Annotated in this window: 12 protein-coding genes; all 12 read right to left on the reverse strand. The window is 60.4% G+C overall.

Annotated elements, in window-relative coordinates:
* On the reverse strand, nucleotides 1–1240 hold a 1240-nt coding region (locus tag VI215_09965), incomplete at its 3' end, for a TIGR03118 family protein (protein HEY6192632.1).
* Nucleotides 1241–1514: 274 nt separating this feature from the next.
* Nucleotides 1515–2942 carry a sigma-54 dependent transcriptional regulator gene (locus VI215_09970; GenBank protein ID HEY6192633.1) on the reverse strand — a complete coding sequence of 476 codons (1428 nt, stop codon included), beginning with the start codon at nucleotides 2940–2942 and terminating at the stop codon, nucleotides 1515–1517.
* Nucleotides 2943–2954: 12 nt separating this feature from the next.
* Nucleotides 2955–4793 (reverse strand): ATP-binding protein, encoded by a 1839-nt coding sequence (locus VI215_09975; protein ID HEY6192634.1) that lies wholly within the window; start codon nucleotides 4791–4793, stop codon nucleotides 2955–2957.
* Between the two features lie 10 nt (nucleotides 4794–4803).
* Nucleotides 4804–5976 carry a hypothetical protein gene (locus tag VI215_09980; protein HEY6192635.1) on the reverse strand — a complete coding sequence of 391 codons (1173 nt, stop codon included), beginning with the start codon at nucleotides 5974–5976 and terminating at the stop codon, nucleotides 4804–4806.
* The gene (locus VI215_09985) at nucleotides 5966–6715 is read right to left on the reverse strand and encodes a carboxypeptidase regulatory-like domain-containing protein (GenBank protein HEY6192636.1); all 750 of its coding nucleotides are present in this window, start codon (nucleotides 6713–6715) and stop codon (nucleotides 5966–5968) included. Before VI215_09985 ends, VI215_09980 begins: the two co-directional genes overlap by 11 nt.
* A 135-nt stretch (nucleotides 6716–6850) precedes the next feature.
* Entirely contained in the window at nucleotides 6851–7294 is a 444-nt protein-coding gene (locus VI215_09990) for a c-type cytochrome domain-containing protein (protein ID HEY6192637.1), read from the reverse strand.
* A 191-nt stretch (nucleotides 7295–7485) separates the two neighbouring features.
* Nucleotides 7486–9582, reverse strand: coding sequence for a plastocyanin/azurin family copper-binding protein (locus VI215_09995; GenBank protein HEY6192638.1), 2097 nt, complete (start codon nucleotides 9580–9582; stop codon nucleotides 7486–7488).
* A 65-nt stretch (nucleotides 9583–9647) separates the two neighbouring features.
* Nucleotides 9648–10025 (reverse strand): plastocyanin/azurin family copper-binding protein, encoded by a 378-nt coding sequence (locus VI215_10000; protein ID HEY6192639.1) that lies wholly within the window; start codon nucleotides 10023–10025, stop codon nucleotides 9648–9650.
* A gap of 298 nt (nucleotides 10026–10323) precedes the next feature.
* Nucleotides 10324–10650: a hypothetical protein gene (locus VI215_10005; protein ID HEY6192640.1), complete on the reverse strand. Its 327-nt coding sequence runs from the start codon at nucleotides 10648–10650 to the stop codon at nucleotides 10324–10326.
* 79 nt (nucleotides 10651–10729) lie between these two features.
* The gene (locus tag VI215_10010; protein ID HEY6192641.1) at nucleotides 10730–11014 is read right to left on the reverse strand and encodes an RNA-binding protein; all 285 of its coding nucleotides are present in this window, start codon (nucleotides 11012–11014) and stop codon (nucleotides 10730–10732) included.
* A gap of 177 nt (nucleotides 11015–11191) precedes the next feature.
* A complete protein-coding gene (locus VI215_10015; GenBank protein HEY6192642.1) occupies nucleotides 11192–11518 on the reverse strand; it encodes an RNA-binding protein in 327 nt (108 codons plus the stop codon).
* A 177-nt stretch (nucleotides 11519–11695) separates the two neighbouring features.
* Nucleotides 11696–13039 (reverse strand): MFS transporter, encoded by a 1344-nt coding sequence (locus VI215_10020; protein HEY6192643.1) that lies wholly within the window; start codon nucleotides 13037–13039, stop codon nucleotides 11696–11698.
* Nucleotides 13040–13085 lie beyond the last annotated feature (46 nt).

Here is a 13085-nt window from a genome sequence, read left to right on the forward strand (position 1 = left end):
CCCCACCCTGATTGTCATCTCCCTGATCGTCGTCTCCCTGACCGTCATGATCGTTGTCTCCCAGATCGCCGGCCCGATTGAAGTTCGCGAGGTATCCGAAGATGCCGTCGTTCTCGTCGTTAGGCCCTGCGGTGAAGAAGAGGCGGCCGGACGGCTGGCCGGAATCCTCTCCGAGAGATCCCGGCGTGGCCCGGAACGCGAGAGCCCACAACCCGGCGATCGTGATGGGATGGCGGGCGCTGTCCGTGAGCTGCCCCCTGAAATTACCGTGGCTGCCGAAGATATTGATCCGCCCGTCGCCGAAATTACCCACGAGGATGGCGTCTTCCAGGCCGCGGAATCCCTCCCCGGGGATACGCGCGATGGCCCAGGGAGAATTAAGAGTTCCCTGGGACGCAAAACGGCTGACAAGCGTTCCGTCGGGATTGTAGATATCGATGTATCCGTTCCCGGGCCCCGATTCGTCGTCTTCGTTATCGGGCCCCTTCAGCTTTGCATAGGTGACGAAGAGTTTTCCTCCGACGTTCTGGATGCCGAACGGCGCAAATCCCGCAGGGATGGAGGGATCCTGAAACCCGGGGTTGGAGACCATCTGGAAGTGCGCGTCGAAGACCTCGACGGCGCCGCCCTTGAAGTTGGTGGCGTAGAGGAAGTTGTGACCCCCGTTGCTGGCCAGTGCCAGACCTTTGTACACCGCTTCGGCTTCGGAACGGTCGGCCGCGATGATCGCGTGATTGCCGGAACCCCAGGCGGAAATGATTCCGTCCTCGCCTGCGAAGATGAATCTGCTCGCCCCGCCGGTCGAGGGGATGGCGAAGTCGCTCGTCGGGTTGAACACCACCCCGGTCGGCGCGCCACCGTTGATACTGTCGCCGTGGGTGGGGATGGTGACGAGCGGGCGCTTTTCAATCCCGTTGGTATCATAGATCACCGAGGAGCTCGAATGATTTACGGATATCCAGATGATGCCCGTGGGTGTCATGGCGATCCCCCAGGGGTTCAATAGCCCTGCGTCGACCCTCTGCGGATTATAACTCGCGCTGTTTGCGACAAGGTTGACCTGTTGCGCCGGGTGGACCCCTCTCAGGGACATGGCTGCGGCCTGCTTGCTCAGCAGTGACGCGTCAATCGGAGAGGTGTTTGCATCGCTCCTGCAACCGGATACGAGCACGGAGAGGAGAGAGAGCGCGGCCACCAGCGCTCCCGCTGCAATCCTGATCAATCTCTGCGTGGGATGCATGGGAAAACTCCTTTCAAATCGTTTGTGTGAAGTGAAATATTCCTGCCGAAGTGCCGGGAGGAAGAACGTTCACTGAAGGTACAAACTCCATGCCATCGGGGATGTCATGGAAAAGAGGTGAACGGAGTACGGAATCTGGAACAATTCTTTTTCACGGATCGATCCGTGTGGCGCGCATGCCACAGGGCGCGGGAAGGGGTTGGACTGACTGGGGAAAAGGTGGGACTTCCGGTGCGCGGTTTACCCGCCCGGGGGCTGCCGGACTCAGGGCGGACTAGGTTTTTTCAACACCGTGCTGGTCCTTGAACCTGGAAACGTCGATTTGATTCTCTTCGATCTTGCGGTAGACTGTCTTGCGGTCGACTCCCATCATCCTCGCGACCTGGTTGAGGTTCCCTTTGCACTCCCTGAGAACCCGCACCAGATATTTCTGCTCGGCGTCGCGGGTCACGTGCTCGAGGTACTCCTTGTACGGAATGGCGGCGGACGAGGGGATCGCCGTGCCGTCGTCCCTGCCCCCGGAACCCTTCATCATCGACGGAAGCTCGATCGAGGTGATGAGGTTCCCGTCGGTTTTAATAATTGCGCGCTTGATGAGGTTCTCCATTTCCCGGATGTTGCCCTTCCAGGCGTCGTTCATCATCGCATGAATCACCGCCGGAGCGAAACCGGTGATGGGCTGCCGGGCGAGCGACTGATGCTTCTGCAGAAAGAACTCCGCCAGGAGGGGAATATCGTCGAGGCGCTCGCGGAGCGGGGGAAGCGCGATCGGAAAGACGTTCAGCCGGTAGAGGAGGTCGTCGCGGAACTTTCCCTGGGAGACCATCACGTCGAGGTCCCGGTTGGTGGCGGCTATGATTCTCACATCGGCGGTCATCGTCGTGTTGCTGCCGAGCCGCACGACCTGCTTGTCCTGCAGGATGCGGAGGAGTTTTGTCTGGAGATCAAGCGGAACGTCGGAAATCTCGTCGAGGAAGATCGTGCCGCCGTTCGCCTCCTCAAACTTGCCCATCCGGGGCCGGGCAGCGCCGGTGAAGGCGCCCCGTTCGTAACCGAAGAGCTCGCTCTCCAGGAGGGTCTCTGGAATCGCCGAGCACTGGACGACCACGAACGGTTTCTCCTTCCTCTGGCTGTTCAGATGGATCGCCTTCGCGATGAGCTCCTTTCCGGTGCCGGTATCTCCCAGGACAAGCACCGTCACATCCGTGCCGGCGACCTGGCGCACCAGCTTGAAGACCTCCTTCATTTTCGAATTCTGGCTGATGATATTCGAAAAGTTTGCCGTGGATTCCAGCAGGCTGCGGAGCCGCTCCAGCTCTTCCGTCTTTTCCCTCTCACCGAGCGCCCGGCGCACCTTGATCAATAGTTCATCGTTATTGCACGGCTTGAGGAGATAGTCGTAGGCGCCGTGCCGCATCGCCTCGACGGCCGTTTGGACGGACCCGAACCCGGTTACCATCATGACGGTGGCGTCGGGGGTTTCCTGCTTGATGTGCCGGAGGAGCTCGATGCCGTTCATTCCCTCCATGACGAGATCCGAAAGGATGAGATCGAATTTCCTTTCGCTTATCTGCTTCGTCGCTTCGTCTCCGTTCGTCGCGGCCGTGACCCCGTACCCCTCGTCCTGAAGGAGCGCGACGGTGGCGACGCGGAATGCCTTGTCGTCGTCGACGATCAGTATCTGAGCCTTTTTCCGTTCCATGGTTCGTTCCGGTTATTGGATGGCGGGGAGCGTCACGCTGAAGGCGGCCCCTTTTCCCGCGCTGCTCTTGACAGAGATGCTTCCCGCATGTTGCCTGATAATGCCGTAGGTGACCGAAAGTCCGAGGCCCACGCCGCTGACCTTGCTCTTGGTGGTGAAAAACGCGTCGAAGACCCGGTTGATGTTCTCGGGCGGGATACCGACGCCGGTGTCTTCCACCTGGGCGATTACGGCGCCGTTCCGGGCGCAGGTCTGGACCGTCAGCGTTCCGCCCCCCGGCATCGCGTCCTTGGCGTTGAGAAAGAGATTGAGAAAGACCTGCTTGAGTTTATCCCTCGAACCCTGGACCGGCGGGAGAGACGGGTCGAGCGAGAGATTGACGCCGATCCGTTGCTTCCGGAAGACCTCGGCGGAGGTCGAGACGACGTCCTGGATCACGTCGTTAAGGGAAAGGGGTTCGCGTTCGATTTCCACCATCGAGGTGCGGTAGACGTCGAGCATTTGACGCGTCAACCGTGCGAGCCGCGTGACTTCTTCGAGCGCGGTGTCCAGCAGCTCCCGCCCCCGGGCGTCCGTTCCGGGCTCGTTGAACCTCTTCAGGAGCGTCTGAAGACAGCTCTGTATGTTGTGAACCGGGTTGTTGATCTCGTGGGAAAGCTGTGCCGTGAGCTTTCCGGTCGCCGCGAGGCGTTCCGATTTTACCAGTTCGGTCTGCATCTCCTTCAGCTGGCGGAGGGCTTCCTCCATTTCCGAATTGCGGACCGCGAGCTGGTTCATCTTGTCCTTCAAGGCGAGGCTCATCTCGGTGAACTTCTCGGCGAGAAACCGTATTTCCTTGTCGCTTCCGACCGCGATCGCATAGTCGTAGTTGCCCCGGCTGATCTCGCCGGTTCCGCGCACGAGCGCGGCGATCGGGTGTGTGATGCCCTGCGAGATCACGAAGCCGAGCGCCGCCGTCACAAGCAACACAAGTATCGAAAGGACAAAAAACGCGTTGAAGACGGGTTTCAGCGCGGCCTGAACCTCCCGCGCGACAGGCCTGAGGACGACGATCACGATCGGAACGCGTGATTCCAACCGGTTGCCTCCGATCAGAAATGATTTGCCGAGGTATTGATCGTTCGCCGTCGCGATGGACGCGACGGTCGTCTCGTCCGGCTGCGGAGCATCCAGAACGGCGCGAGCCCCGGAAGCGCCCGCGGCCCGGATCCACTCCGAGAATGCCGCTTCCGCATCACCGGGCAGGGTCGAACTCACGATCGAGTCGCCGTGGAGCAGAACAACATCGCTGTTGGTCATCGCCTTGATCGCATCGAGGTCCGATCTCTCGATGCGAAAACCGAGCGTGAGAGAGCCGAGCGTATCCGGCCCGACGGTGATCGGGGCTGTCGCGCAACGGTAGATGGCTCCGTTCAGGAATCGCACGTCCTGCGGCGACGCTACGGTTCCGGCCGGCAATCCGGCGTCATCGCGGACGGGCGTGCGCGCGATGTCGGGCTTTCCGTCGACAATCCGGACCAGCAACTTCCCCCGTGCGTCCTTCACCAGGAGGAGATCGCTCATCAGGCTCTTGTTCAGTTCCTCCGAAAGCTGCGTGGCGGTGTTGGGATCCCGTATCTCGACGACCGCCTTGAGGCGGGGGGTTTCGGCGACAATCTCGCACGATTTTGCAATCTCTTCGGATCTCAGGGAGGTCAGCTCGCGCAGTGTGGTATAGTTGCTGCGGAGGGCTTCGGTCGAACGGGCCTCCACCTGGACCTGAGTCCAGTACTTCACGATGAAATAGGTGATCAGCAGCAGAACGAGGACCGAGCCCCAGATCGCGAGGAGGATTTTGCTGCGGATTTTCATCGGGCACCCGCTAGAAACTCACAACCGCCTGGATGATCAGACTATTGTCCGGGGGGTCTTCGGTGACGCCGATCTCGGTGTTCGACACGTAGATGAGTTTCACGAGAGCCGAGCGGTCCAGGCGGTACCCCAGGGCGCCCTCGATGCGGAGAATATCCCGGTCCCACTTGACCAGATAGGACTCGTTCGGGACCAGCTGAGAATTCACGCGTATCTGGTCAAAGAAAATCTCGCCCGCCCTGGCCGCGAGCGTCAACCTCGGGACAAGCGTATACCGCCCCTCGACCGAATAGCCGGTGGCGGTAAGGTCATATCCGAGCGCGTCATAAAACGTCCAGATGTTGCGGACCACTTCCGCATAGAGGGAGAAATGTTCGAGTGTGAAATCGATGTCGCCCTCGACTGCATGCTGTTGAATATCGGACGACTGTACCCCGTAGAAATATGCGCCGTACTCTCTGATGAAGGGACCGGTCGCATACGAGCTCCCGATCGTGAGCGCGGTGACAGGCGTCGCGGCCAGCCTGGCAATTGTTCCGAGCCCGCGTTTGGTGTTCAAGCCCGATGAACCATAGCTCGATGAGTATGTGCTTGTGGCGCTCAGCATCCCGTTCGTGAGCGCGACCCAGTAGTCGAACATCCCGAGACCGCCGTAGAGCTTCACGCCGAGATCGTAGAGACCCTGGTCGAGTATCGGGATCCCATCGCCTCCGGCGGTGTACCTGGAATCGAAAGGCCAGAGGGCGTAATTCGAGCTGCGCAAGGATGTCAGATGCTCGTGGAGGAGGGGAAGGTTGTAAAAGGGGTTCGTCCTCGGGAACCGCCGTTCCCCCAGGTTGCCGAACGGAAGGTCGATTTCTCCCGCTTCGATATTGATCTCAGCCGGGGTCAGGTCGGCAAATTTCAGCGAGAAGAGATCGACATGGACGACCTGGTCCTGAAGCATCCGTACGTTGCTGTAAAAGAAGATATGTTCGCTGATCGCCGCGTCGGCGAACAGATCGAAGCGCCAGGCGAACGTCGGCCTCCCCTGATCGATGATGTATTGAGAGTACCCGGCGTCGGACTTGACATACGCCGCGGAGGCCTGGCCGCTCAGGCGGAGCTGGCCGGGGGAATGGACGAACGCGGCAAGAGTTCCGGTCAGTAGGACCAGAGCGCGGAGGATCGTCTTAGAATCCAAGGTTCACCACCGTCGTTTTCTTCTCCTCGACCGTCACGGATTTCGCGCTGACTTTCTTCCTTCCGTACCAGAAGACGAGCTTGTAGGAGCCGGCCGGGACGTTTTCAATGGTATAGGAGCCGTCCTCATCGGGGACGGCGTAATAGGGATTCTCGAGGACGAGAATCGTCGCGTACATGTAGGAATGAATATCGCAGTAGACGTTCACCACGCCTGTCCGGTCGAAACGCACCGATCTCAGTTGTCCGCGGGGGTAGCGCCCAAGGTCGAATTCCCTCGGCTGCGAATACGAGAAGACGTTGTGGAACAGGTTGTCGTTGTTGGGGAAGTCCACAGTCGATCCGACAAGAACGGGCAACACCAGAGGGCGGAAGAGCATCTGCGACTGGTTCAGCTGCGGGTGAGCGGCGGGGGGATCGTAACCGCCGGCCGGTGCGGGAACCGCTTCAAGATAGACGACCGCCGTCTCCGACGGACGGTACGGCTCGACAGGCTCGTTTGAACCGTGGAGGTGCATCTCGTACCGGGTAAGCGACCGCTCCCGCAGCAACTCCTCCATGAATTCGTTCGTCTCCGGGAGCAGAATTGTTCCGCGAATCGAACCCGTCACCGGTTGAGCGTCCGTGCGGGAGACCGCGAAGAAAAAAAAGGACCCGAGCGCTCCGAGAAGGCAGCCGGAGAGGAAGTCGCTTCGCCTGCGCGGAGAAATCAAAAGAAGGTGCTGTGGGAAGCGTCGCAATGCCCGGGTCTCAATTTAGGAGAATGTACTCTTTTCCCCTTTGAGATTCAACGGGCATTCGCTCTCTCACTCACCATCCAGCTAACCCACAGCACCCCTGAGACGATCCGGGACCGCGCAGTGGTTCCATCGTCTCTAGTTATTTTTTGCCCCTTCCTTGATCCAGCGCCACAGCAGTTGGAGCGTGTCCTTCGGAAACGGTCTCTTTGCCTTGAGCGGCATCGGATCGCCGAATGGGGGGCTCGGACTCATCTTCTGCAACAGATGACTCGAATCGGGTTGTCCGGCCACCACCACAGGGCCATGTTTTGCATTCTTCATGACGCTCTCGTAACTATCCGGGACGAACTCGCTCGGATTACCCGCTTCCTCGTTGTGGCAGGAGAGGCAGTATCGCCGGAACACCGGCATGACATCCCGTTTGAACGAGACCGGGGGGAGGGCACGCTCCCTGTCCGGAGATTGAACTCTCTTGTTATCGCCTCCGAACCCCGCGCCTGTAAAGACGGACCCGGCCACCGCGGCGAAGAGGAGGATCCCGAAAATCTCCATCCTGATTTTAATCTTTGTCGTTTCCATCCAAACAGATCGCAAAATAATACATCTCGTTTATCATCCGGTAGTCCGCGACCTTCAGGTCGCGGACCGCAGCCTAAAGGCTGCGGCTACCGATCTGGCTATCATTTCTGCAGGCGCGACCTTCAGGTCGCGGACCGCAGCCTAAAGGCTGCGGCTACCAAGGCCAAGGCATCGGTAGGCGCGACCTGCCATCATTTCTGCAGGACCACCTTGATCGCCCGCGTGAAGGAGCGAACGGGCCCGGTTGCGGCGGTCGCGTCGAGCCTGACGAAGTAGAGCCCGCTCGCCTTTTCGCCCGCATCCCACGATACAAACTTTTGCCCCGCCCCCTCGGTGGCATCGACGAGGGTTGTAATGAGCTGTCCCAGGATATTATAAACCCGGACAAGCACCCGGCTTTGAGCCGGGAGGCTGTACCCGATGACCGTCGCCGGATTGAACGGGTTGGGGTAAGCATCCGAGAGAGCGTACTCCACGGGCAAGGACGGAGCGTTCACCACGGCGAGGGACATCCTGCCGACCGCCGCCGTGATCCGGATTGAGCCCGTCCCGGTGAGCCCGATCGACTTCCCGTCCAGCCTAAGAAGGATTCCCCTTCCCGGCGAATTCATCGCCCAGCTGAGATCGATCGGGTAGGAGACAGACGAGAGCAACACCGGAAATTCACCCGATTCGTGCGCGCGCAGGATCTTCAACGATTGGCCCGACGCGAACCGTACGTCGAACGCACCCTGCGGCGGGAGGGGCGGGAGCTCGGCGAACGAGGGGGGCGGATCGGTATCCGGGCCTTCTTCCACGACATAGAGCGTTCGCTCATGGTCCGCGGCGTCGCGAATGACCAGACGGCTCGCACCACCGAGGAAGTTGCCCTCGCTCAGCGTGCGCGGGGTCGCGGCGGCGGATGAAGTATCTATAATCAGTTTCCCCTGCTCGCTCAGACGCACCCAGTAGCCGAACCCGGGCAGAATCGTGTCGGCGACAAAATAGGAGCCGCTGAACCCGAAGAAGGGCGAATTGATAATTCCGGACGGGTTCGAAACAACCGACGCGCTCGCCCGCGGGAACGCGATAGAGCCGACCATGTTCCATCCCTTCAAGGCGTCGATGGTATCGCGCACGACAGGGAATCCGGTCACGGAAACCGTTTGACCGGTGTTGAACTTCAGCCAATAGCCGGCGCCGGCCGAAAGAATTGTCTCGGGAGTGTAGGACCCCTGGTACGCGAACGCGCGCGAAACGGCGTTGGGGTAGAGCGCCGTCACGTGCCGGTCGGTCGCGTCGACCGGGAGCGAGACCATGTTCCATCCGGCCGCGACATTCCGGTGAACGGTGAAAAACGATCCCGGGGATGCGACGAGAATTCTTCCCTTCATCCCGATCGGGGCGTGGGGAATACAGATATAGTAGTGCATGCCGAGCGTGTTGAGAACCGCGCTACCGCCCCCGAAGCGGAGATCGAACCCTCCATTGGAGACCGTATCGTTGGCAAGCCACGTCGACTGGCTCACCTCCCTGGCCGTGTGCATCATTTCCAGAACAAAATGGATGGTATCTCCCGCCGGAATGGTGAAACTGTCCGGAACGAACGTGAATCCGGAATTGATGATCGTATGAGGCGCGAAATTGATGAAGTCGATCGTGCGGTCCTCCCCGGAGCTCACGGTCACCGGCCATTGATGAAGGGAGGTCGGGCCCTGGGAGACCCCGTCGACGCTTACCGAGATGTGGCTCCACGGAAGGCTGTCCGCTTCGACCGCTACGTACGTTCCCGCCGGAAGGTTCGTCGCAGTGATCGAGCTCTCCGAGCCCGCGGAATCGACGACAATCCCCGAGCCGACGGAGTCCTTGTAGAGCTTCAGGCGCCAGTTTTTCAGCATACGGTCGCCGGTTGTCGCAAGGCTTCCGTCCTGGTCGGCCATGCTCTCGACCGTGATCGAATTCGGCGCGGCGAGGACGCCGACGCGAATGATCCCTTTCATTCCCATCGGGGCGTGGTTCTGACAGACGTAATAGTAGATCCCGGTGTCGGCCAGGCCGATCGTGCCTCCGCCGAAGGGGACCATGAACCCGCCGTTTGAGGTGGTGCCGTTGGCATCCCATACCGGCTTGTCCACCTGCGCGGCATTGTGGATGGTCGATCCGAGACTAAACTGGACGCTATCGCCGGGCGCGATGAAGATGCTATCGGGAGAAAACGTGAATCCCGAGGCCACGACGGTGTGCGTCGTCTGAGAAATCGCCTGGGCGGAGAGAGCCAGGAGGGCGACAAGGGATAACACTGCTCGCATATGTGGAACTCCTCACGCTACATGTAAACGGATACCGGCGGCGCGAGCGGGGCGCGCCGCCCGCTTTAGTGCACCGTGATCGTTCCGGTCATTCCCATGGCGGCATGATACGTGCAGTGGAACCCGAACGTCCCCGCGGTGTTGAAGGTCGTCGTCTTGCTCGTCCCCGGATTCATGTTCCCCGTGTCCCACAACCCCGGAGTGTCGCTCGTCGAAGTGTGCGCGATGCCGTCGCTGTTCTTCCACGTGACGACAGTCCCTATCGCGACCGTCATGCTGCTCGGACTGAAACTCATCGGCTGCATGACGAATGTGTTCGCCGGCGGGGTTCCCGGGGGTGTGCCGCCGGACCCGTCCGACGGAGAATCCCCCTTGCATCCGGCGAGCCCGGAGACGATACTCGCCAGGGCGATGAACATGTACAACACTGCTGTTCGCTTCATATCTCCCCCTCGTCCGATACTTCCGTACCGGATCGATTTGTGATCGATGTATTCTCGTTTGGTTGGGCGAACCCTACCAGCTGAACAGAGAGGCAAGAGTTGTACCACAATTCCGCGGGTGAGAATTTGGGCGTGAGAGGGGATATACGGGAGGTGTTGTGGAATCTCCGCCTCACCGGTTGGGAGACCGGATGGGCGGGTGGGACTTCGATGTCACATAAGGAGGAGCTTCGTCTGAGGTTTACGCCGCACGCTGGACGCGACAATCAGGTCGCGGACCGCAGCCTGAAGGCTGCGGCTACCTCGCCGCTTCGACGACGTTTACCTGGTAGGTTTCAAGCATCATGGGGATCTGGGCGTTGAGGATTGCGGTCTTATGATCGACTGTGACTTTGATGCACGAATCGATGCCGCAATCAGCCGCCTCCACTTTCAAGACGCCCTGGATGGCGAGGAGGCGCGCCCGGTTGTCGGCGATCGTCTCGGCGAGCGTATTTCCCCCCAGATGAGCGGTCCGGTTTTTTTGCGGTTCGCTCTTCGCGCATCCCGCAAGGGTGGTAATCGCGAAGAAGGCCAGGAAAAAGATGAGGAGTGTCGCCGGGGTCCGGAAGGTGTTCAACCGCATGGGGCCTGGCGCGTTCGCCGTCGAAGAGGTGTGCTTTACGGGTGGGATCAGTTCTGGTGGATGACCCGCGGCCATACGTTCACTGAGGGCGGGGCTTCCTGAACGAAGACTTTCTTCGTCCTCCCGGCCTGTTCGCCGGGGCGACCGTGATCGCCTTCCCCCTCAGGTTGGTTCCGTTCAGCGTTTCGATCGCGTGCTTTCCCCCCTCATCGGTTTGCATGACCACAAAGCCGTACCCGAGCGGTTCGTGCGTGCGGAGGTTCGAGATGATATCGATCGATTCAATCGTGCCGGACGGTTCGAAGAGTGTCCGTAATTCCTGCTCGGTGACATCGAGGGGCAGATTGCCGACATGAATATTCATGGTTTCCTCCAGTGATCATTCGTGGGACGGGAGCTCTGCCCTGCCAGCGGCGAAGGCGCTCCACCCCCATGTTCACAACACTCATCCACCGTCGTCAAACCCCCGCCCGCCGCAGAACCGGCCTCCCATCAGGGAGCCGGCCCGGAGAGCGTTGCCGTTACAAACCCCCGGATCCGGTTACCAGGACCTTCGTCCGCCGCCGCCTCTACGCCCGCCGCCGCCGCGGTTGTCGCCGCCGTAGCCGCCGCGCGATGAACGCTCGGGACGGGGTCTCGCTTCGTTGACATCGAGCGACCGCCCTTTCAATTCTTTACCGTGCAGCGCCTCGATGGCGGCCTTCGCTTCCGCTTCGACCGGCATTTCGACAAAGGCAAACCCTTTTGAGACGCTGTTGAAACGATCCTTCACGATCGTCGCCTCGGCGATCTGACCGAAAGCCTGAAACGCTTCCTTCAAATCCTCTTCTGTGACATCTCTCGACAAATTTCCGACGTAGAGTCTCATGTGAACCTCCTGAGTGGGTGAGTGTACAACTGTGGACTAAGCCCGCAGCGGGGAACCAGAGGAGGACCTGTCATCTGCTATGCTGAGAGTCCTACGGCGGGAAGCACGGAAAAACCGCTCGGTGCGATCGTTCAATTGAACCTTGGAAGGTAGCATTAATTCCCCTCGATAGCAAACTCACTGCTCGGGCGGAATCGCCACTTCCGTCATCCTTATCGCGCCTCCCTTGAATTCCGGGACGAGGCCCAGTTTGACGTAGATGGGTCGAATCTGCTTCCGGATCGCGGGAAGCTTCGCGGTGAAGACGATGGTCCCGGCGAGGCAGGCGCACCCGCTGATCAGGAGGGTGCCCGGGGCTCCGATCGTTCCGGCGAGACTTCCGGCGAGCAGGCTCCCGAACGGCGCCATGCCCATGAACGACACGGCGTAGAAGCTCATCACACGCCCCCTCTTGTCGTCCTCTGCGATCGTCTGAAGGATCGTGTTGCTCGACGCCATTTGCACCATCAGGCCCAGCCCGACGATGAACAGGAGGCCGACCGACAGCCACGTCGTGGCAGAGAGCGAAAAAGCGACGAGGCCGGCGCCAAAGAGTCCCGCGGCGGCGGGGATCCACCGGGTCAGTCCGACGGCGTTCTTCCGGGAAGCGAGTATCAGCGCGCCGGTCAGGGCGCCGACGCCGGTTGCTCCCATGAGAAACCCGAGCGTATGCGCGCCTCCGTGAAGGATGTCCCTCGCAAAGATCGGCATGAGCGTGGAGTAGGGCATCCCCATGAGGCTGATGAGAGCGAGGAGGAGCAGAATGCTCCTGATCGGCTTAAACCGAAACACGTACCGGAACCCTTCCGCGAATCCGGACAGGACCCCTTCCGGTTTCTTCACCGGCGGCCGGCGGGTGATCTTCATCGCAAGCAGGGCGCCGATCACCGCAAGATAACTCACCGCATTGAGCAGAAAACAGAGGCCCTCCCCGAGCGTGGCGATGATGATTCCGGCGATCGACGGTCCCACAAGCCGGGCGGCATTGAACATCGAGGAGTTCAGCGCGATCGCGTTCGAAATATCGTCCCGGTTTTCGATCATGTCGAGAAGGAACGACTGCCGGGTCGGCACGTCAAATGCATTGATGACGCCGAGGAAGATGCTCAGCGCAAGGATATGCCAGACGGCCAGGCTGCCGGTGAGCGTGAGCGCGGCGAGGACGGACGCCTGGAGCATGGAGAGCGATTGCGTGATGACGAGGATGCGGTGCTTGTTGAACCGGTCCGCGATGACGCCGGCGAACGGGCTCAGGAGGAAGGAGGGCATCTGTCCCGAGAATCCCACCAGTCCCAGGAGGAAGGGGGAATTTGTCATCCGGTAGACGAGCCAGATCAGCGCCACCTGCTGCATCCAGGTTCCGGTGAGCGAAATGATCTGTCCGCCGAAAAAGAGGCGGTAATTCCGGTAGGCCAGCGTGCGGAAGATGAGCCTGAGACCCTTCAGTGCCGATTCAGAGGATCTTTTCGGTTCGGCCGGCATGCCTACGATCCGCCTGTCTCGCCCGGTCCGGGCGGGCGGGGCGTCC

It is taken from the genome of Bacteroidota bacterium, assembly GCA_036522515.1.
Classification (GTDB): Bacteria; Bacteroidota; Ignavibacteria; order UBA10030; family SZUA-254; genus VBOC01.

What these genes read in the sequence shown, in the direction of transcription:
- VI215_10005 (HEY6192640.1), bottom strand. Translation starts at nt 10,650, where the DNA reads ATGCGGTTGAACACCTTCCGGACCCCGGCGACACTCCTCATCTTTTTC.
- VI215_09975 (HEY6192634.1), bottom strand. Translation starts at nt 4,793, where the DNA reads ATGAAAATCCGCAGCAAAATCCTCCTCGCGATCTGGGGCTCGGTCCTC.
- VI215_09970 (HEY6192633.1), bottom strand. Translation starts at nt 2,942, where the DNA reads ATGGAACGGAAAAAGGCTCAGATACTGATCGTCGACGACGACAAGGCA.
- VI215_10000 (HEY6192639.1), bottom strand. Translation starts at nt 10,025, where the DNA reads ATGAAGCGAACAGCAGTGTTGTACATGTTCATCGCCCTGGCGAGTATC.
- VI215_09990 (HEY6192637.1), bottom strand. Translation starts at nt 7,294, where the DNA reads ATGGAAACGACAAAGATTAAAATCAGGATGGAGATTTTCGGGATCCTC.
- VI215_10015 (HEY6192642.1), bottom strand. Translation starts at nt 11,518, where the DNA reads ATGAGACTCTACGTCGGAAATTTGTCGAGAGATGTCACAGAAGAGGAT.
- VI215_10020 (HEY6192643.1), bottom strand. Translation starts at nt 13,039, where the DNA reads ATGCCGGCCGAACCGAAAAGATCCTCTGAATCGGCACTGAAGGGTCTC.
- VI215_09995 (HEY6192638.1), bottom strand. Translation starts at nt 9,582, where the DNA reads ATGCGAGCAGTGTTATCCCTTGTCGCCCTCCTGGCTCTCTCCGCCCAG.
- VI215_10010 (HEY6192641.1), bottom strand. Translation starts at nt 11,014, where the DNA reads ATGAATATTCATGTCGGCAATCTGCCCCTCGATGTCACCGAGCAGGAA.